Source organism: Ignavibacteria bacterium (assembly GCA_041649015.1).
In the GTDB taxonomy this organism is placed as follows: domain Bacteria; phylum Bacteroidota; class Ignavibacteria; order Tepidaquicellales; family Tepidaquicellaceae; genus CAIKZJ01.
On the sequence record JBAZNU010000012.1, the window covers coordinates 1 to 21,969 of the forward strand.

The window sequence follows — 21,969 nt, forward strand, 5'->3', positions numbered from 1 at the left end:
CGGCAGATTCAATACAGACGAGGCATAAGGGCTGGGCGTGGTCAAATCAGGGAAATCAGTTTCTTACGGGGAGCAAGTATATAAAAGATCTAACAAGACCGTGGCAGTCAATTTCTCAGTCAATTTCTTATCCGATGGCGGGTACATTTTCTAATTTGAGGTCTGCACTAACAGCAGAGAAACTGAGGAAAGTAACAATTCAATGGACTACACAGGGTGAAGGGCAGTATGCGTACTGGTATCAGGATTCTTCAAAAATCAGTGACAATTATTACATATACAAAGGAATGAAACAAGTACCGTTCAAAGTATTTGCTGATACACTTGTAGTCGATAATCCATCAACACCAACTTACAAGTATGAGAAAAGACAAGTGAACTGTGCGTTTGTTGAATCATCGGATATATATCCATTTACTAATAGCTGGAATCCAACAACAGATTCGCTCGGCGGAAAACTTCTGCTTTATACATTCGGTACTTCATACGATACAAGTATTACTACACCATATAAGAACAAGAATTTAGTTATACAACAACCGCAATATGATATTATGTTCATCTGGGCACCGAGGCTTGTGAACACTGGCGGAGCAGGACAGCCGGGAGAGGAATTTTATATTTATCCTTACAATGCAACAAGACCTTATTATAACGGCACAGCCCCGTTGATTTATGAATTCTCAACAACGGTACCTGTTATAAATATCTCGACGGAATTACCTGAGAAGTATGATTTAATGCAGAACTACCCGAATCCGTTTAATTCTGTTACAAACATACGGTTCATGCTGCCTGAAAAATCATACGTGACGATAAAGGTTTACAACATGCTTGGTCAGAATGTAAAAACTCTGATAAACAATGAGAAGCTGGATGCGGGTACACATCAGACAAGGTTCAGCGGAGAGGGACTTGCGAGCGGAATATACTTTTACGCTATACAGACAGAGAAGTTTGTTCAGACAAAGCGGATGGTGCTTTTGAAGTAATGGGTTAATTAAAATATAATTTCTAATCATAGAAACGACCTTTGTTAATGTGGTTTTTATTTGTAGTATAATTAAATATCTATTTTATAGAAATTTTATTGCTTAGTAATAATTTAATAATTAAAAAATTACGCAAATGAAAAAGCTAATTTTTCTACTCGTTTTTTCTCTATCTTTCAATTTTATTATTCAATCAAAGCCAAGAATTATATTTGGCGGAAATCCATATAATCCAGTATCTGACGTTATTGTTATTCAGAGAGTTATACTTAATCCCAATAACATCTCAGCATATTTTCAAAACACGGGGATATTTGACCAGAATACAACAGCAGGTAATTCTTCCGGTTTAGAATGGCCGAATGGTTCAGGAAGGACGGCATGTTTCACGGCAGGGCTTTCTATCGGTTGCGGAATAAACGGACAGTATGCACAGGTCATGGCATCTTATAAAGGCGAATATGCTCCCGGAACTTTTCAAAACGGGTCATGGACCACGAACAACGATTTTAAGATGTACACGGTAAGGATTGGTGATAATGCAGCAAACAATCCGGATTATGCGAATTGGTATAAGATGGTACCGTATGGTGCTCCTTATAAAGATGTTAACAATAACGGTATTTATGATGATGGAGTTGATATCCCCGGAATACCCGATGCAAACCAGACGATATTTGAGTGCATGGGTGACGGCGATACGTCACAAAGAAGTTCCGGAGAAGGTTTTGGCGGCGGAATAACCAATCCATTGCTTGGGGCAGAAATACATTTTACATCTTGGGCATACGCGAGACCCGGGACTGAGGATTTACAGTTTATCAGATATGTGATTTTAAATAGAGGACCTGTAAAATGGGATTCAACCTTCATGGGAATAGTTGTTGACCCGGATTTGGGTAATGCAGAAGATGATTACATAGGTTGTGATACAATACTTAATCTTGGTTATTGCTATAATGCTGATAATAACGATGGTTCGGGAGCTCCTCCGACTTATGGTGCGGCACCGCCTGCTTTTGGAATGGATTATTTTAAAAGTCCGATAAACAGAATTACAGGTGATACACTCGGGTTGACCTCTTTTGTATTTTTTACAAATACGGGCAGTACACCTCCGCCTTGTGAATCCGATCCTAACGGTGAACCTATACCGGCATATCACATGCTTCAGGGATTAAAAAAGGATAGGTCTCCTTTCCTTGATCCGACTGTTTCACCTCCTGTAATAACAAAGTTCTGTTATCCGGGAAATCCTGAATCAGGTTCCGGATGGACAGAATATAAAGGTTCCGTTCAAAACTGTAATGGAATAACGGGAACAACTATTTCGGTTAATCCATCGGGCGACAGAAGATTTATATTTAATTCAGGAGGATTGAACTTTACTGTAAATCCCGGCGATACTCAGGAAATAGTTGTTGCACAATTTGTTCAAAGGGGTGCTGATAACAAAAATTCTGTAACACTGCTTAAAAGATTAAGCCAAACAGCACAGATAATTTATGACAATAACTTTAATGTAACTCCGCAGCCGGCAATACCGGTAGTTTCACAGAGCATCACCCCGATAAACCAGACACAATGTTCACTTAATATATTCTGGAATGATGCTCCGGAATCATATTATTACTGGGACACTATATTCTATCCGAAAAGCGATTCAAATATATATAAGTTTGAAGGGTATGAAATATATGAAGTTGACAAGAATCTACCGAACGAGAATCTTCCTGATTTCAGCAAACCGCTTACTATAGACCCGAATAAGATAAAACTAATAGGTATATATGATTTAAGGAATAACATAGGACTTGTTATTGATACATTGCCTATAGGTTATATAAACAATCAGGAAATATATGCACCTCTTCCAATTGTGCCACCTTTCGGCATGACGACACCTCCTAACTTTCCAAACAGCGGATTAAGCAGGTCAATAAAGATAACGAACACAAGGTTTCCCGGAAATTACGGGGGTGCATCTGAAATACAGTACGGGCAGGTATATAAATTTGTAGTTAATGCTTATTCGGTCAGTACTTCTAATAAGATTAAAAAAGGTTTTAAAGTTATAAGAAATACGATGGTTAATGTCCTATTCAGCTCAACTCCCGAGCCGTATTCGAATAATATAACATTTGCATATTATAACGGCGATACACTTTCAAACAGTTTAGTTGATTTAGGACTAACGCCTGTAGTTGTAGGACAGCAATTGCTGCAAACCGCTAAATACAGGATACTTTTTTCCGGTGATACTACTTACAGCATACAAAAGTCAATTAACAACGGAAGCAGTTATTCGACTTTAAGAACAGGATTAAGACCTACACCTTTTAAGACATTATCTCATGAAGATTCAAGAATATTAGACGGAATATTCTTTAAAGTAGATAAAATAAGGTTTTCCGGGAATGCACCGTATTATGTTGGAAATGCGGGACTGATAAAAGACCCTGCTTCGAATTTACCAGCAGATTCAATACAGACGCGGCATAAGGGCTGGGCGTGGTCAAATCAGGGAAATCAGTTTCTTACGGGGAGCAAGTATATAAAAGATCCAACAAGACCGTGGCAGTCAATTTCTCAGTCAATTTCTTATCCAATGGCGGGTACATTTTCTAATTTACGGTCAGCATTAACGGCAGATAAACTCAGGAAAGTAACAATTCAATGGACTGCACAGAGTGAAGGACAGTATGCGTATTGGTATCAGGATTCTTCAAAAATCAATGACAATTATTACATATACAAAGGAATGAAACAAGTACCGTTCAAAGTATTTGCTGATACACTGGTAGTTGATAATCCATCAATACCAACATACAGATATGAGAAAAGACAAGTGAACTGTGCATTTGTTGAATCATCGGATATATATCCTTTTACGAACGGATGGAATCCAACAACAGACTCGCTCGGTGGAAAACTTCTGCTATATACGTTTGGTTCGAGTTACGATACGAGCATTACTACACCATATAAGAACAGGAATTTAGTTATACAACAACCGCAATATGATATTATGTTCATCTGGGCACCGAGGCTTGTGAACACTGGCGGAGCAGGACAGCCGGGAGAGGAATTTTATATTTATCCTTACAATGCAACAAGACCATATTATAACGGCACAGCCCCTTTGATTTATGAATTCTCAACAACAGCACCTGTAGTACCCGTGATAAATATCTCGACGGAATTACCTGAGAAGTATGATTTAATGCAGAACTACCCGAATCCGTTCAATCCTGTTACAAACATACGGTTCATGCTGCCTGAAAAATCATACGTGACGATAAAGGTTTACAACATGCTTGGTCAGAAAGTTAAAACTCTGATAAACAATGAGAGGCTGGATGCGGGTACACATCAGACAAGATTCAGTGGAGAGGGACTTGCGAGCGGAATATACTTTTACTCTATACAGACAGAGAAGTTTGTTCAGACAAAGCGGATGGTGCTTTTGAAGTAACATATTACTTTGAGGTTATAACAGAAATTATATTTTCTTTATAAGGTCAATCATTTCGAGGACTGCTGCGGCTGATTCGTAACCTTTGTTTGTTTCTGCATTGCAGGGATTTAAACGAGAACGGGCTTCTGCCTGCTCGTCGCTGTAAGTAGTGAGGACGCAGAAACCAACGGGGACGGAGTATTTTGAAGATATTAAGTTTATGTTGTTTGAGACGGCTCCTGAAATATACTCGAAGTGGGCTGTCTCCCCTTTTATGACGCATCCGACTGTGAGTATTCCGTCGTATTTTAACCTGCTGTTTTTCTTCAGAATCTTTTCGAGGACCGTGGGAATTTCATACGCACCCGGAACGAGGAATAAGTTTATATCTTTTTCTTTAACTCCTTTTTCAAGAAAGAGTTTAATTGCACCTTCGATAAGGTTTCCTGTTATTTCTTCGTTAAACCTGCTTGAAATGACGGCAATTTTCAGACCTTTGCCTTTTAGTTCACCTTTGAATGTTTTCATGATATTGTTTTCTTTAAACTTTTATGTTTTTCCTTTAAAGCAAATACTTCATCTTCGCCGATGAAATACCTTCCGATATTATTGTTATCATATTCCGCATAACCGTGAAAATCAGAGCCGCCGACTGTGAGGAGATTATTATCTTTAACAAACTTCTTGTATTTCTTTATGTGATTATCATTATGCGAAGGATGGTAAACTTCAACACCGTCAATTCCCGCTCTTCTCAATTCAACGAGGGCACTTTCCCTGAAGTAGCTTCCCGGATGAGCGAGGAAAGAAAGTCCGCCTGAAACGCGAATGAGTTCAATAATTATTTCAAAGTTAAGATTTTCTTTCTTCACGAAAGCAGGTTTACCGTCCCCGAGATACCTATGAAAAGCAGTCTGGAAATCCTTTACGTAACCATTTTCGATTATCTCGTTTGCCAGATGCGGCCTGCCGATAGAGCAGCTTGCAGAATATTTTTCAAACAAATCGGGAGAGCTGATAATGACACCGAGTTCTTTAAGCTTATCAATCATTTTATTGATTCTTCTTATGCGGAGATTTTTGATGAGCTTAAGATGTTCGGTAAGAGCAACATTTCCGAAGTCCAGAAAGTAGCCAAGGAGATGAATTTCCCTGCCATGAAAATCGGCGCTAAGTTCGATGCCGGGGATGATTTCGATGCCATAGGTACCATTTAATTTCAACATTTCCTGAGAGCCTTCGATGTTATCGTGGTCGGTAACTGATATTACTTTGAGTTCCTTGTTTTTAGCCAAATCGATAATCTCGGCGGGTTTTAGTTTCCCGTCGGAAGAGTTTGAATGTATGTGGAAATCGGCTCTCAATTAGTTGATAGTTGATAATTAATAATTAAAAAAATACGTAATACCTCTCTGTATATGCCGGGATAACAATGTAAAACATTTCCTCGAGCTAGAAGCTTCCGTTACCCTCTTTTATAATCGCCTGGATTCCAGCTTCCGCTGGAATGACAGGATAAAAACAATCCTCTTTTTCGCAAGCTGGAAGTCCCGACAAGCCGGGATCGTAGACTTGCGTTACCCTCTTTTATAATCGCCTGGATTCCAGCTTCCGCTGGAATGACAGGATAAAAATCAGCATTTTGCGAGACCCTGTTCGAGGTCAGCGATTAAGTCTTCGACATCTTCGATACCTACTGCATATCTCACTAATCCGTCTGTTATGTTTGCTTTCAGTTTGCCTTCTTTTGAAACTTTTGAATGCGTCATTGACGCCGGATGCTCAATAAGAGTTTCTACACCTCCGAGAGAAACTGCAAGAGTAGCAACATGAACATTATCCATTAGGGTTTCACCTGCTTTGAATCCTCCTTTAAGTTCGAAAGCAATCATAGAACCAAAACCTGACATTTGTTTTTTTGCGATTTCGTGACCGGGATGAGATTTAAGACCCGGATACCTGACCCATTCTATCTTAGGATGTTTTTCAAGAAACTCCGCAATTTTAGCAGCGTTTTCCTGAGCACGTTCGACTCTAATTCCAAGTGTCTTTATTCCTCTGATTACAAGATAAGCCTGATGCGGGTCCATATTACAACCGAGAGATATCATCATCGGGCGGAGTTTTTTATAAAGCTCTTCAGTCTTTGCGATAATAATTCCACCGACTACATCAGCATGACCGTTAATATACTTAGTGATAGAATGAAATTCAACGTCAGCACCAAGTGCGAGGGGTTTCTGAAGAACCGGAGATGCAAATGTATTATCAATAACGAGAATTAGATTATGCTCTTTAGCAATCTTTGATGCTTCAGCAATATCTGTAATGTCAATCGTCGGGTTTGCCGGAGTTTCAAGGTAAAGCATCTTTGTGTTTGGCTTTATGGCTTTCCTTATATTATCAAGATTAGTTGTATCAACATAAGTAGATTCGACGCCAAACCTTGCCCAGTGGTCTTCCATTATAACGCGTGAAGGACCGTAAACAGCGGCAGTACTGACCATGTGGTCCCCATTGGAAAGGAGCGCCATATAGATTGTGTTAACGGCAGCCATACCGGAGCTGACGGCAACAGCGTCGAAACCGCCGCAAAGTTCTGCAATGCTATTTTCGAGTGCCTTGATAGTAGGATTTCCGAGACGAGTATATATATAACCTTTCGACTCGCCCGAGAAACATTTAGCACCATCTTCGGCAGAGTCGAATGCAAAAGTTGAGGTTTGATAAATAGGAACGGTAGCAGATTTAAAGGTATCCTTGTATGCACCTGCGTGAATAAGCTTAGTGTTGAACTTTTTGTTCTTAGTATCCATAGTAATATAATTTAAATTTATATAAGTTTTTTTGCTTTAAGTATTTTATCTATCATTTCCCTGATGGCACCTTCACCGCCGTTTTTCTTACAGACATAATGAACGTGCTTTTTGACTTCATCAACAGCACTGTTTGGACAGCATGAGAAACCCACCTCCTTCAGCAAGGGCAGATCGAACTCATCATCGCCGATATACGCAAATTCATCGTTTTTAAACCCGTACAACTTTTTCAATTCTTCAAATGGAAGAAGCTTATCGTCAATTTTCTCATAGAGATGGTCAATCTTTAATCTTGCAACGCGTCTTTTATTAACGGCAGAATCCATACCGCTAATAACGGCAAACTTCATTCCGAGCTGCCTGCCGCGCGTTAAGCCATAACCATCGTGCGTATGGAACATTTTAATATCTTCACCGCTGCTTGAATAGATTATATGTCCGGTTGTAAGACAGCCATCCATATCCATGAGTATCATTTTTATTTTAGCGAGGTCGGTTTTTTTATTGGTTTTTTTAGTAATCATTATACTTTATTAAATGAAGGACAAATATCGCTTAAGAAACATTCATTGCATTTTGGTTTTTTCGCCTGACAGACAATTCTGCCGTGCTCCCCCACCCTCATTGAAAAATAGAATTGTTCAGCAGGGGGGATGATTTCTTTAAGTTCAATTTCTATTTTATCAGGATTTTCATTTTCAATAAGTCCGAGACGGGCTGAGACTCTTTTGAGATGGGTATCGACGATAATCACATCCTTCTTTCCAAAACAATTTCCGAGCACTACAGAGGCGGACTTTCTTCCGACGCCGGGCAGTTCGGTAAGTGCTTCCATAGTGTCAGGGACTTTGCCTTTGTGATTTTTATCGATAGCATACGAAAGAGCGAGAATTGATTTTGTTTTATTATTGAAAAAGTTTATTGACTTTATATTATCTCTGAAATTATCGTGACCATCTTTGAGAATATCCTTAACGCCTTTATATTTTGATTTATATAAAGGAACCATTGTCTTATTCACTCTGTCGTCAGTGCATTGAGCTGCAAGAACAGTTGACACAATGAGTTGAAATTCATTTTTAAAGTCAAGATGGCACTTTACGTCAGGATAATTTTCGGCAAGACGTTTTGTGATTACTTTAGCTTTCTTCTTCAGGTTTTCAATACGGTCGTTTTTGCTCATAGAAAATAATTTAGCATTTTGTAAATCAGTTTAGCGGTAAGGAAATCGGGATAAGGATTTCCTTTTTTCGGTGCAAGTTCAACTACGTCGAAGCCAACAACGTTTTTTTGAGTACCGAGCTTTTTAAGAAGTGCTATAGTCTCTTCCCAATAGAAGCCGAGCGGCTCGCATGTGCCTGTAGAAGACATTATTGAAGGGTCGAAATAATCTACATCGAAAGTTATGTACACATTCTTTTTAAGACCTTTAATCACTTTATCATGCCAGTTTTTGCCGTGCAAACCATTTCGAATCGCGTAAGCATAAAATGTTTTAATCTTATTCTTCCTAATAAAATCATACTCCTCTTTGCATTGAGCACGGATACCTACTTGTGTTATATCGTTTGTAAACTCTGCAACGCGTGAACAGAAACATGCATGCGAATACTTCGTACCTTCGTAGCTATCGCGAAGGTCTGAATGAGCGTCAAAATGCAGAATTGATAAATCTTTGTAAGAATCAAAATGTGCTTTTATAGGAGCGGTTGAAATAGTATGCTCTCCGCCGAGTGTAACGACAAACTTATTGTTCTTTATGTGATGCAATACTTCATTATAGATAATATCGAGGGCTTTCTTGCCTTTCGCCCCTTTGAAATTTACAGGAAAAAGCGATGCTATACCGTTACCTTTTTCGAAGCAGAATTCCCTATTAAGTTCTTCATCGAAAAACTCAACATAGTGAGAAGCGTTATAAATAGCGTCGGGACCTTTAGCCGCACCTTTTCCGTACGAAGTTGTAGCTTCATAAGGAACGGGCAGGATAACAACTTTTGAATCCTTGTAGTTTGAATACATTTCCTCTATAGCAAGGAAATTCTTATTTATATCAAGAGTTCGCATTATTTTTTGGGCTGTATTCTTCAATTTTAAAAAGTTCTCTCAGAGACTTCATAAATTCACTCTCACGGTTAAATTCAGCTGAGAAATCATACACAGGAGGTTCATGAGAAGACTCATAGCTTATCTCAAGCTTTTTTTTTTCAGGGTTTCAAGCCCTGAAATCAGTTCTGAAATATCAACGACTTCCCTGTTAATCCTGCATAGTTCAACGAGAAGGGATTCCATGAGAACTTTCTGGTTACCCGAGAATTTAAAACGCTGTTCGGAATCAAAAAGCAATTTCAGAATTCTCTGAATCTGGTCAACAGAATAACTTTTTGCTTCTTCGAGAAACTTCTTCTTAGTATCGTCTGATTCATCAAGAAGGTCAGCTTTTTCCGTGGTCTTAACGATGAGTAGATTTCTGTAATGGTCAGTAATACCGTTCAGGTATGTAATAATATCAAGACCGCTTTCTTCAAGTTCGTTGAAATACGCAATAATACTCTTAATATCAGAAGTGACAATATACCTTGATGTGTTGAAATAAATCGAATTATCGGGCAGGTTCAGAAATTCTTTCAGTTCTTCAAATTTAATTTTGTTGCCGCAATAAGAGACAGCCATATCAAACACGCCGAGCGAGTCTCTGAGCGCACCATCGCCGAGTTTAGCAACGAGGAATAACGAATCCCTGTCAATCTTAACATTCTGCTCTTTAGCAACAAACTCGAGTTGTTCCATAATCTCAGTAATTTTTAATCTATGCAGTCCAAACCTCTGGCAACGGCTGACGATAGTCGGCGGAATTCTTTCAGGATTAGTCGTTGCAAGGATGAAGATAAGGTATTCGGGCGGTTCTTCAAGAATCTTAAGCAAAGCATTGAACGCCTGAATGGTTAACATGTGCACTTCATCAACTATATAGAATTTGTAATCGGCTTTAATAGGAAAATACTTTGCAGCATCCTGAATGGAACGCACGTCGTCGATACCGCGGTTAGAAGCGGCGTCGAGTTCAAAAACATCGGGATGCACTCCCCTTGTTATTTCCGTGCAGTTTTCGCAATCATTGCAGGGTTCTCCGTCTTTAGCATTTTTGCAGTTTATAGCTTTAGCAAAAATTCTGGCGATAGTAGTTTTACCGACACCTCTTGGACCGCTGAAAAGATAAGAATGAGCAATCTTCTTTGACTTAATTGCGTTGATTAGAGTTTTAGTGACAAACTCCTGCGAGACCACGTCGGAAAACTTCTGAGGTCTGAACGTTAATGCTGAAACTTTAAACTTTGGTTCGGACATTATTTTTGCTTTTCGTAATAGTAAGGTTCTTTTTATTAAATAAATGCTCAATAGCATCCTCCACCTTTGAGACGGGAATTATCTCAAGTTTGGAAGTAATATCTTTTGGAATTTCTATTAAGTTTTTAACATTGTCTTTAGGAATCAAAACTTTTTTAATGCCGCTTCTGACAGCTGCAAGAAGTTTTTCGTTGAGACCTCCTATAGGAAGAACATTTCCACGCAGTGTAATTTCGCCTGTCATAGCAGTGTCAGTTCTTGCGGGGCTTCCTGTAATAGCTGAAAGCATACCCATAATCATAGTAATACCTGCGGAAGGACCGTCTTTTGGGATTGCACCCTCGGGTACGTGTATATGAATTTCTTTTTCAACGAAGAAATCTGAAGGTATATTAAATTTTTCTGCATTTGACTTAATGTAAGACAATCCAGCAATTGCTGATTCTTTCATGACATCGCCAAGTTTTCCTGTAAGTGTAATCTTTTCCTTGCCTTTCATCACGGTTACATCAACCGTTAGAATATCGCCGCCCATCGAAGTCCATGCGAGTCCATACACAGAGCCGACTTTTGTCTTTTCGTCTTTCTTAGCGTCGATATCTTCGTACTTCGGCACGCCGAGATACTTCTCTACAAGCTGAGGAGTAACTTTTACTTTCTTCTTAACATTTCCGTTTCCAGTAAGAAGTTTATCTTTTGCTGACTTTCTGATAATAGAGCTTAGTTCTCTTTCGAGATTACGGACCCCTGCTTCCCGGGTATATTCACGAATGATTTTCAGAATTACATTATCAGGAAATTTTATTTCATCTTTATCCATGCCGTGTTCAATCAGCTCTTTAGGAAGAATATGGTTTTGAGCGATTGCTATTTTTTCGAAATCGAGATAAGACCTCATCTCTATTATTTCCATCCTGTCCTGAAGTGCAAGTGGGATGTTATACTGAACGTTTGCGGTAGTTATAAAAAGGACGTTCGACAAATCATAGTCTATATCGAGATAGTGGTCGTTGAATGTGTTGTTTTGTTCGGGGTCGAGAACTTCGAGCATAGCCGATGCGGGGTCGCCGCGGAAGTCATTACCCATCTTATCTATTTCGTCTATAAGAATAACGGGGTTTGATGTACCTGCTTTTTTCATAGCCTGAATAATCCTGCCGGGCATTGAGCCGATGTACGTTCTTCTATGACCGCGAATTTCGGCTTCGTCCTTCACACCGCCTATAGAAAGGCGTGCATATTTTCTGTTAAGGGCGCGAGAAATGGACTTACCGAGAGAGGTTTTGCCTACTCCCGGAGGACCGACGAAACAAAGAATCTGACCTTTAGGAGGTTTCTTAATATTTTTATCTTTAAGAAGTCTCAGAACTGCAAGAAGTTCGAGAATTCTTTCTTTTGGCTTTTCAAGACCGAAGTGGTCTTCATCAAGAATCTTCTTGGCATTATCGAGGTCGAAATTATCTTCGGTAAAAACATTCCAAGGTACGGCAGTCATCCACTCAAGATAATTCCTTGAGACGCTAAAATCAGGTGACATGGGAGGAGTTTTTCTTAGTTTGTCAAACTCTTCATTTGCCTTTTTCTTCACGTGTTCGGGCATGTCAGCTTCATCGATGGCTTTCTTCAGTTTTTGCAGGTCGGGGTCAAGTTCAGCATTCTCGCCAAGTTCATCCTGCAGAATACGGATTTGTTCCTGAACGATAAACTTCCTCTGGTTTTTCTGCATAGAAGAAGTCACTTTAGCCTCGATTTCTTTCTCAATTTTTAATGCCTGTACTTCTGAAACAAGGATTGTTATAAGCGTAAAGTACCTGTCGTAAAGACTTTCGGTATCGAGGATTTTTTGCTTATCTGTGAAATTAACAGCAAGAGTAGATGCTATGAAATACAATTTTTTATCGTATTCTTTAAGAACTTCATAACTTGTGAATGAATCTTTTGTGAGAACAGGGTTCAATGTTACATACTCTTCAAAAAGTTTTGAAGCTCTTGTTGCGAGCAAATCTATCTGAGAATTAAATTCATTGTTATCGGTCCTTAACTGGAGGTCAGCATAAATAAAGTCATCCTTGTAAAAGTTAACGGCTTTTGCTGCAACGACGGCATCAATCAGAATTTTCATCAGTCCGTTCGGCATACGAACAACCTGAAGGATTTTGGCTATAACACCTGTCTTGTGAAGGTTGTCTATTGTTGCTTCTTCAATGGTTCCGTCTTTTTGGGTTACGAGAAAAATGAAATTATTATCCTTTTCGGACGCCTTATTAATAGCACGAATTGACGAATCCCTGCCAGCAAGAATAGGATAAACCATATAAGGATAAATTACTATATCCTTTAGCGGCAAAACGGGTAAAGTATCCTGCGAAAAATTATCTTTAATATTACGAGGAGTTTCAATTGAATTATTGTTTACATCATTTCCTTCGTTCAAGTCAATGTTTGCTTTTTCTTTAGTGAGATTAATAGTTTTCATTCGCAAATATAAACCTATAAGTTTTCAGTTTCAATTCTAAAGGGAATGCGGGTAAGACGATTTGCATGGAGGAAAACAATACCAAAAAATCAGAAATTCAAAAATTGAAGCATTTTATATGAATTTTGGCTTGATTAAGGGTTAAAAACGGAATAATTTTAAGAATATGGCAAGAGTTTTTAATAGTATTTTATTCATAACGTTGTTTATTGCTGCAGTTTATTTAAGCGGTTGTGATTATACGACGCACAGAACACTCTCAAAGGAAACTGTAACAACAGACGAGGAACCCGATCCTGATTACAAGGTATCTCTGGATTATAATTATCAGGATTTTGTTTCATTCATGTTTTTAGGGAACAGGTCTGAAACCTTCAGCACATACTTTAACAAATTTTATACAGCAAATGAAGATTATGATGAAGCTTTAAAAGAGTTTAAAGCATCGCGAATAGCAAGTTACAATCAGAAACTTGATTCCGTAAACATACTGACCCCAGTTCTCCAGTCAACAAAGGACAAGTTTACAAAAGTAATTGAAAGATGCTCAAAGATAATACAGTATAACAAGAACACAAAATATTTTGATGATGCAGTTATGCTTATCGGGCTTTCTTACTTCTATTCGAATGACTTCCTTCAGGCGGAAAGGAAATTCAATGAATTTCTTTCAACTCTCTCCACGAGCGATATTTCAGACGAGGCGCTGCTTTATCTTGGAATGTCAAAATTCAGATTAAGGAAAAATGCTGACGGTGAGACAATACTGAAGTCACTTCTGCAAAATTCAAAAAGTCCGGAAATAAAAGCAGAGGCATTACAAGTACTTGCAGTTCATAATATAGGATTAAAGAATGTATCAGTTGCTATTGAGGATTTAAAGAAATCAATAGAATTAACGAAAGACCGAGAGACAAAGGCGGAAAGAATGCTGCTTCTTGGAAAAATTTATTCAATATACGACAAGAAAAGTGCTCCGGAGATGTATGAGCTTGCGTTTAAAAGTACCTCAGATTTTGATTTTGAATTTTATGCGAAACTGAACGAAGCAAAAGCATATAATGAGATTTCAAAATACGACCGGTCAACAGAGATTTTGAATAAAATGGACAGGAAATATCTTGATTACCCTGATTTTAAACAACTTGTCGAACTCGAAATTGCCAACACGGATTTTTACCAGAAAAAATATAAGGAAGCCAAAGAAAAATACTTTTACATAATTGTTAAATATCCATCCTCGAAAGCTGCCGCAGAATCTTACTACAGGCTGGGTGTATATTACGAAACTATTATAAAAGACTATTTGAAAGCGCTCGTATCTTATAAAAAATCTAACGAAACATCACTCAACCACGATTATGCAGAAAAGAGCAGCAAGAAAGCTCTGACATTTGACAGATATTTTACCATACAAGCTATTATAAATGATACTACGAAGATAGAAATACCGGCTGAAGAGCCTGAATTCCAGCTGTTCAAGAAAAAGTATGAAGAAGAACAGAATAAAGAGCTGATGAAACCGGGGATTGATCCAAAGAGCGGACTTGAACAACCAAAAGGCGGAGGTATTTCGGGCAGGGATACAATACCGGAGGAGGATTCACTTTTGAAATCTTTCGAGAAAATCCTTGAAGAGCAAAAGAGGAATGAAGGTATTGATACGATACCGAATACAAAAGAGCAGCCTATTGATACGATAACAGAGAATCAGCAAAAGGATTCGATTGTTGTCCCGATTGTTAATGAAGATTCGATTAAGGCAGCGAATGAATCGATTAAAATAAACGCATATTTTGAGCTTGCAGAAATATTTTACTATGATCTAAATCTTTCGGATTCATCAATATATTATCTCGACAAGATAATTAATGAGTATGACAACTCAAACCTTGAGAGCAAAGCAGCGTTTTATTTAGGAACAATATATAAGTCACGGGGAGACGATGAGAAGTCAAAACAATATTTCGAATACGTAATAAAGGAATATCCGAATTCAGTGTTCGCTAATGAATCGAGGAATAATTTGGGACTCAAGATCATAGAAATGGATTTAAGTTCGGATGATTCACTTTCTTCGATAATGGATAAAATTGTATCCGGGAGCGGCGATAAAGAAAATCTGATAAAAGCCCTTTACTCGTCTGTAGAAAAAAGCCCAAACAATGCGTTGATTCCTAAAGTCTATTATACACTGGGCTGGATTTATGAAAATCTATATCCCAACAAAGACAGCGTGATGAAATACTACGGGCTCTTATTGACTCAATATACTTCATCGGAATTTGCGACTAACGTAAAGCCAAGGTATGATTACTATAAATCACTGGACGTAAAAGATACGGCTGTTACCACTCCGCCAAAAGACAAAAAAGATTCTCTTTTAGTACAGGATTCATTAAAGATAAATCCGGAAACAAAAGCAGATGATTCTCTTAAAGTTTCACCGGGCGACACAACGAGTAAACAAGAGGAAAAACTGAAGGAAGAAAATCCCGAACAAATTAAGGAAGAAAACAAGGAAGAAGAAAAAACTGAAGAGGGAAACGGTGAAAACAGGAAAAAAGATTACGGTATTTCGGGAATAAATGCTGATATTAACAGACAAAAAAGCTTGTTTCAGTGCAGCGGTGTTCTAATAACCGGAATAAAAAGTATTTTTTAGAGATACCAGAAATTTTTCATACCAATCAGCACGAGAATTTAATTCACTTTATACATTGACAAATCTTTTTAAGCAATAAAAGAATGTATACCAAAATTTTTCTCTTACAATATTTTCTATTGACTTATCACATTTGATTTAATAATTTGATTTAAACAGAAAACACTGAATGAATTTTTTTGATGACATAGAATATAATTCTGATGATTATTTCAAGTACGATGATATGCAGGGATACAACTCTGAATCAACCGAAGAGAAAATCAATCAGCTTTGCGACGAAGGAAATTTTGAGGAAGCATTAACGCTCGTTGATGTAGCTTTGAGTTATTCTCCTTTTTCGGCTGATTTATTTCATAAGAAAGCATTAATACTTGACGGGCTTGGTAAGTACGACCAGTCCCTGAAATTTTACGACAAAGCAATATCATTGAATCCGAACGATTATGAAGTTTATATTAATAAAGGGATCTCACTTGACTCACAAGGAAATTACGATGCTGCAATCAAGTGCTACAATCTTGCACTGAATATTGAATCCAAGAATTCAGACGCATACTTCAACAAAGGAATTAGTTTCGAAAGATGCGACGATTTTGAAAAGGCAATAGAGTGTTTCAAGATGTGCATCGAGATTAATCCGGAACATGCAGACGCATATTATGAACTGGGATATTGTTATGATTTTCTCGAAGACCTCTACTCGTCAATAGAATCGTATGAGAAACATATTGAACTGAATCCATTCAATTCAAATGCCTGGTATAACCTCGGCATTGTACTAAGCAGGCAGGGCAAATTCATGAAAGCAATAGAATGCTATGAATTTGCAATTAATTTAAGGAACAATTTTGCTTCCGCATATTACAATTGCGGGAATTCATTCGCTTCGTTGGGAATGTTTCAGAAAAGTATAGAATACTACCTGCGTTCATGCGAGTTAAACCCGAAGGATTCGTATTCTTATCATAATATAGCTAATTCATATTTCGAACTTGATAATTTTGCGGAGGCAATCCCCTATTTCAGAAAAGCACTTAAACTTAATTCAGAGAGCTTTGATTCTTATTTCGGACTGGGATCATGCTTTTACAACATGAATCAGTATGAAACAGCGCTTGACTTTTTTAAGAAAGGACTTGAAATTAATTCACATCATGCACAGCTATGGTATTCAAGAGCAGACACAGAGTATGCGATGAACATGTTCGAGGAAGCGAATGCAAGCTACGAAAAAGTTCTTGAACTTGAGCCCAATAACTTTGAAGCTATCTTTGACAGAGGATGTCTCCAGCTTGATACATATTTATTCGATGAGGCTCTCAGTTCATTCGACAGTGTAATAGAATTAAAACCTGATTGGACTGAAGTATATTATGAAAAAGCAAAACTTTATTTCCTTCTTGAAGATATGGATAAAGCAATAGAAATGATTGAAAAAGCATTTACGATAAAACCCGAAGACAGAGTCGAATATAACTTAGAAAATGACTGGGAGAAAATAATTGAATTCCTGGTTAACAGGCAGTAAATACTTCTACGATTTTAACCTTACATCGAACAACTGTTTGTTCTTAATCTGAATAATCCTCTTATTGCTGAATTTCTTTACTATTTCGAAATTGTGAGTTGCCATGACAACCGTAGTTCCGGTTACATTAATATCATTCAGAAGTTTAACGATATCAAGTGCAACGAAAGGGTCAAGGTTCCCTGTCGGCTCATCTGCAAGGAGTAGAACAGGCTCGGTAATCATTGCTCGTGCAATAGCTACCCGCTGCTGCTCGCCTCCGGATAGGTCATAAGGCATCTCATTCACATATTCCATCAGTCCGAGCTTTGCGGCAATATCAAATACTTTTTTCTTTATCTGTTCTTTTTTAACGCTGGCGATGTAAAGGGGTATTGCGATATTTTCAAATATATTCCTGTCGTTTAGGAGTTTAAAATCCTGAAAGACTATCCCAATTTTTCTCCTTAAGAAAGGTATTTCACTTCTGTCAATATTTACCGAACTGTAATCATCAAAATTTACGTCTCCGATTTTCGGTTTTACATCAAAATAAATTAACTTCAGCAAAGTTGTTTTTCCTATTCCGCTTTCACCAACGAGAAAAACAAACTCTCCTTTGTTTATAACCAGTGAGGCAGAGTTGAATATTTCTTTTGCCGCGTACGAAAAACTAACATTATTAAAAGTAATAATCATTTTACGGACAATTTAGCAGCGAGTTTAATGGCAGAAATTGTGCTTTCTGTGTTTGCGATATTCTTTCCCGCGATATCAAATGCTGTTCCATGTGTAGGTGATGTTCTTATAATCGGTAAACCAGCAGTCAGGTTAACTCCTCCACCTTTAGATAGAAGTTTAAAGGGAATTAATGCCTGATCGTGATAAGTACCTGCAATTGCATCATAGTTCTTGTAAGCTCCTGAACCGAAAAAACCATCCGCAGGGAAGGGTCCGTATATCTTAAGTCCTTTTTTTGACATTTCTTTAATGACGGGTTCGAGCTTTGTCTTTTCCTCGTAGCCCAATAGTCCGCCGTCACCGCAATGAGGATTTAACGACAGAACGGCGATTCTTGGAACCGGGATTCTAAAATAATTGATTAATGTATTATTAAGAAGGTTAAGATTTTTTCTTAACACTGATTTTTCAAGTTCGTGAGTAACATTTTTTAAAGGTATATGAATAGTAACAGGAGTAATAATCAAGGTTTCAGAATACATAATCATAATTGTACTCGTACTTCCTGTAATTGCTTTCAGGTATTCTGTGTGTCCGGGAAATTCGAAACCGCCAAGGTTGAAAGACTTTTTAGAAATCGGAAGTGTAACTAATGCATCAAAAGTATTTCTAAGGCAGAGTTCTGTTCCTATATGTACGGCATCTCCGGATATGCGCCCTGCTTTCTTATCAGTTTTCCCTTCTTTAACTCTGATATTCAGGTCGGGTATATTAATAATACTTTCCTTTGAAGGTATCCTAATTTTAAGTGTATTGGAATAATGCTGAATTACGGATTCGGGTATGATAATTTTTATTTCGTATTGAGCGTTTAGAGAACTGTTATTCATTATCTTCAGTGCAATTTCAGGACCAATACCGTTTGGGTCACCGCAAGTTAATACAATTCTCGGTTTAGGCATAAACAACTACTTTCCGCTTTTCTTTGCTGTTTTGATTAATTTAGGTTTTATTGCAGTTTTTGTTGTTTTTGTCACTCTTTTTCTTACTGTTTTCTTTTCATACAGAAAGTTATCAGGAACATCGATAATTTCTGCATCTCCCCAAAGACCTTCAAGATTATAGAACCTCCTTGTTTCTTCCATAAATATGTGTACAACAACATCAACATAATCAATCAAAATCCAGGTCAGCCCGGTATATCCTTCATCACGCCATGCAGTTTCTCCTGCCTTCTTTGTTTCCTGCAGAATATGGTCTGCAACAGCTTTTACCTGCATTGTAGATGATGCCGAACAAATTACAAAATAGTCAGTTACGGAGGTTTTACCCTCAAGATTGATTATTTTTATATCGGTACCTTTTTTCTTAAGTATTAAATCTGCGATGAAGTAAACTAACTCTTTAGATTCCATTAATTAATTTTAGTTTTATCAGTGAACGGTTTTAACTCAGTATAATCTTTTCCGATAATAACTGTTGCGTCAATATATTTTGTTTTATCGAGTTGCTGTACGACATTTCTTTGGCTAACGCCAATAGCATCTGCAACCCTTTTGGCTTTTCTAATATCACCAATAACATCCAGCACCATTGTTTTTTCTACCTCAGCTTTGTAGTTACCCATATCGACAATGTCGAAACCTTTTGTTTTGAGATAATCCCGGAATCTTGCAGCAATCCTGTTCTCTCCGGTTGCGTTAAGAATATTAATTTGAATAGAAAGGTTAGGCTGATTCGTTATTTGTTTTTTAGCAGTATCTGAAATATTATCATCACTTGAACCCGATGTATTCATAATCATAGAATAAGCAAGATATATACACAACGCCGTGATGAGTATAATAGAAATATTTAAAGTGTAATTAAATAAATTTTTCTTATAGTCAGAATTCATGTTTATGGAATTATCGCAACAAATATTGCTTTATCTGTACATTCTATCATAGTAATATGAATTGTAAGGATTAAAAGGATCATAGAAATTTGTCTCATCAAGATGCCTGTATTCAAGTTTAATGAAAGAATTATCTGATACTTTATAGTCGACTGATAACCTCGAAAGAGAAATTCCGTTCAGGTTATCCTGTAAACCTTTTGAGTAAGCTGAACCGAATGATGAGCTGACATAAGGAGCATACTGAAGTTTTACGTCTGCAGCAATATTTATCCTGTCTGAGACTTTATAATTCATTGAATTAAGGTATGAGGTAACCGACATATTTCCGTACTTTGAGCTTAACATTGAGACCTGAAAGCTGTGTCTCATAGAAAAATTCTTTGGATTAAATATTCCGAGTATTAGATTATTTGTAGTTCTGTTAATTTTATTCCCATCTTCGGGTTTTTTGAACTGAGAAATAGCTGCCGAATTAATTAAAAAGACTAACGTTATTAATAATACAAATTTTTTCATGGTCATAATTGTGCTTAATATATAAAATATCAAATTTAACATAAAACAGCAAGGAAAGATTTAATATTTGATTTTTTTAACGAATATTTGGTACTTAGTAAACATAAAATTTAGTGTTGCATTTTTAATAAATTTCAGTTAAGATTAGTCAGATAATCGCGAAATCGATTTGTTTAGTTTAGTCAAAAGCTATATCATACTTAAATAAATTTTTTAAAAACTAAAATTTAGGAGAAAAAACCTTGAAAAAAATTTATTCTTTGATATTAGTGGCATTATTACTAATGTCAGCTTATAGCGTTATCGGTCAAGATAGAAAAATAGCACCAATGAACGATGTCAATCCCATTAGTGTTAATTTAGCACCGATTGCAGGACAGAATGATTATCCTAATGCCATTTATGACCTCTTAATGAATTATAACCTGGATTCATTAGTAGGTACAGTTTATGGATATGGGGTATGCTGGACAGGTACAGCATTTGTAACGTCCAGATTTAGCGCAAACATGTTTAACAGAATGACTGCAGATTGGAATAAGATTGATTCATTTGCAGCTTCCGGTGCGGGTACAGGATATTTCAGAGACCTCGCATACGCAAACGGTTTAATATGGGGTTCTCCGTTATCAAATACGATTTACGGTATTAATCCTACCACCGGTGTTATGGTTAAAACGATTACAACCGGAGGAGCATCAATTAGAGCAATTACATATGATCCTGTTAGAAAAGGTTTCTGGTGCGGAACAAACAATTTTACCGGTCCATTAGTATGTTATGATACTAACGGTGTCGCCATAGCAGGCGCGTCAATAACGATGCCGGCATCAGGATGTTATGGTGTTGCTTATGATGACGACCCGGCGGGTCCATTCATTTGGTTATCAACAGATCAATCACCTGCCTCAGCAACAGGAATAGCTATCGTAAAATATAATGCAACAACATTAGCACAAATCGGAACTCCTATTAACATCACGATCCCTCTAACTGTTCCGGGTTCAGGCTCAACTTCACTTGCTTCAGGTGGTTCGGAAGTTGTGACAGATTTAGTACCAGGAAAGAGAGTATTAGTCGGCTTGGTTCAGGGAAGTCCAGATAGAGTGTATGTAGTAGAATTAGGCGTAACGGACGCTGGTCCGTTAATGCCGTTTAACCTGACATCGCCAACAGCAGGTTCAACTATTACATCAATCCCGGGTTCAACAACTCCTGTTACTATAACATGGGATACTTCAAGAGCGGCAGCAACCTACAAGTGGATTTACGGTACAGCATTACCAACCAGACTACATACTATACCGGCACCTACGAATTCAATAACAATGACACTCGGTCAGTTAGACGTACTGCTCGGAACGTTAGGTCTTGCACAGGGTGACTCAATATCGGGTTCCTGGGATGTTTGGGCATTCAGACATAACGATCCGCAAAACGATTCTTTGAAAGCAGCTAACGGACCGAGAACATTAAAGTTAAAGAGACAGAAACCTGCATTGACACCATTCGGACTAATCAGCCCTGTTTCAGGAGCGAGAATTGAAACTGCGGGCGGCAGCAATACACCTGTTGTTATCAACTGGGGAAGATCAGGAGCAGGAA

18 protein-coding genes are annotated in these 21,969 nt (G+C 37.7%); 5 read left to right on the forward strand and 13 right to left on the reverse strand.

Going from position 1 to position 21,969, the window contains the following annotated elements:
• Both WC644_13335 and WC644_13340 read left to right on the forward strand, forming a co-directional pair.
• The coding region (locus tag WC644_13335) for a T9SS type A sorting domain-containing protein (protein ID MFA5012917.1) at positions 1–992 on the forward strand (992 nt) is incomplete at its 5' end.
• A gap of 136 nt (positions 993–1,128) precedes the next feature.
• The gene (locus tag WC644_13340) at positions 1,129–4,467 is read left to right on the forward strand and encodes a T9SS type A sorting domain-containing protein (protein MFA5012918.1); all 3,339 of its coding nucleotides are present in this window, start codon (positions 1,129–1,131) and stop codon (positions 4,465–4,467) included.
• 27 nt (positions 4,468–4,494) lie between these two features.
• Here the strand turns inward: WC644_13340 and ribH are convergent, their stop codons facing one another.
• The 8 genes from ribH to lon form a co-directional block, all read right to left on the reverse strand.
• Entirely contained in the window at positions 4,495–4,977 is a 483-nt protein-coding gene (gene ribH, locus WC644_13345) for a 6,7-dimethyl-8-ribityllumazine synthase (protein MFA5012919.1), read from the reverse strand.
• On the reverse strand, positions 4,974–5,813 hold the full coding sequence (locus tag WC644_13350; protein ID MFA5012920.1) for a PHP domain-containing protein: 840 nt from the start codon (positions 5,811–5,813) through the stop codon (positions 4,974–4,976). Before WC644_13350 ends, ribH begins: the two co-directional genes overlap by 4 nt.
• A 270-nt stretch (positions 5,814–6,083) precedes the next feature.
• Complete coding sequence (locus tag WC644_13355; protein ID MFA5012921.1) at positions 6,084–7,265, reverse strand: PLP-dependent aspartate aminotransferase family protein; 1,182 nt, start codon at positions 7,263–7,265, stop codon at positions 6,084–6,086.
• Positions 7,266–7,282: 17 nt separating this feature from the next.
• The gene (locus tag WC644_13360; GenBank protein MFA5012922.1) at positions 7,283–7,792 is read right to left on the reverse strand and encodes an HAD hydrolase family protein; all 510 of its coding nucleotides are present in this window, start codon (positions 7,790–7,792) and stop codon (positions 7,283–7,285) included.
• Positions 7,792–8,451 (reverse strand): endonuclease III, encoded by a 660-nt coding sequence (gene nth, locus WC644_13365; protein ID MFA5012923.1) that lies wholly within the window; start codon positions 8,449–8,451, stop codon positions 7,792–7,794. Before nth ends, WC644_13360 begins: the two co-directional genes overlap by 1 nt.
• Positions 8,448–9,359, reverse strand: coding sequence for an agmatinase (speB, locus tag WC644_13370; GenBank protein ID MFA5012924.1), 912 nt, complete (start codon positions 9,357–9,359; stop codon positions 8,448–8,450). Before speB ends, nth begins: the two co-directional genes overlap by 4 nt.
• A 96-nt stretch (positions 9,360–9,455) precedes the next feature.
• Entirely contained in the window at positions 9,456–10,616 is a 1,161-nt protein-coding gene (dnaX, locus tag WC644_13375) for a DNA polymerase III subunit gamma/tau (GenBank protein MFA5012925.1), read from the reverse strand.
• The gene (lon, locus tag WC644_13380) at positions 10,597–13,092 is read right to left on the reverse strand and encodes an endopeptidase La (GenBank protein ID MFA5012926.1); all 2,496 of its coding nucleotides are present in this window, start codon (positions 13,090–13,092) and stop codon (positions 10,597–10,599) included. Before lon ends, dnaX begins: the two co-directional genes overlap by 20 nt.
• Positions 13,093–13,258: 166 nt before the next feature.
• Here lon and WC644_13385 point away from each other — a divergent pair, with 166 nt between their 5' ends.
• Together WC644_13385 and WC644_13390 are read left to right on the forward strand one after the other, a co-directional pair.
• A complete protein-coding gene (locus tag WC644_13385; GenBank protein ID MFA5012927.1) occupies positions 13,259–15,757 on the forward strand; it encodes a tetratricopeptide repeat protein in 2,499 nt (832 codons plus the stop codon).
• A 169-nt stretch (positions 15,758–15,926) separates the two neighbouring features.
• A complete protein-coding gene (locus WC644_13390; GenBank protein ID MFA5012928.1) occupies positions 15,927–17,288 on the forward strand; it encodes a tetratricopeptide repeat protein in 1,362 nt (453 codons plus the stop codon).
• 6 nt (positions 17,289–17,294) lie between these two features.
• Here the strand turns inward: WC644_13390 and WC644_13395 are convergent, their stop codons facing one another.
• Genes WC644_13395 through WC644_13415 form a run of 5 tightly spaced genes read right to left on the reverse strand, consistent with a single transcriptional unit; the run spans position 17,295 to position 20,364 of the window.
• On the reverse strand, positions 17,295–17,966 hold the full coding sequence (locus WC644_13395) for an ATP-binding cassette domain-containing protein (GenBank protein ID MFA5012929.1): 672 nt from the start codon (positions 17,964–17,966) through the stop codon (positions 17,295–17,297).
• Complete coding sequence (pdxA, locus tag WC644_13400; protein MFA5012930.1) at positions 17,963–18,910, reverse strand: 4-hydroxythreonine-4-phosphate dehydrogenase PdxA; 948 nt, start codon at positions 18,908–18,910, stop codon at positions 17,963–17,965. Before pdxA ends, WC644_13395 begins: the two co-directional genes overlap by 4 nt.
• Positions 18,911–18,916: 6 nt before the next feature.
• Positions 18,917–19,363: a ribosome silencing factor gene (gene rsfS / locus WC644_13405; GenBank protein ID MFA5012931.1), complete on the reverse strand. Its 447-nt coding sequence runs from the start codon at positions 19,361–19,363 to the stop codon at positions 18,917–18,919.
• Positions 19,363–19,845: a LytR C-terminal domain-containing protein gene (locus tag WC644_13410; protein ID MFA5012932.1), complete on the reverse strand. Its 483-nt coding sequence runs from the start codon at positions 19,843–19,845 to the stop codon at positions 19,363–19,365. The genes rsfS and WC644_13410 overlap by 1 nt, the downstream gene beginning before the upstream one ends.
• A 30-nt stretch (positions 19,846–19,875) precedes the next feature.
• On the reverse strand, positions 19,876–20,364 hold the full coding sequence (locus WC644_13415) for a hypothetical protein (protein MFA5012933.1): 489 nt from the start codon (positions 20,362–20,364) through the stop codon (positions 19,876–19,878).
• Positions 20,365–20,606: 242 nt separating this feature from the next.
• On the opposite strand from WC644_13415, the gene WC644_13420 reads away from it, so the two are divergent.
• Positions 20,607–21,969: hypothetical protein (locus WC644_13420; protein ID MFA5012934.1), on the forward strand; the 1,363-nt coding region annotated here is incomplete at its 3' end.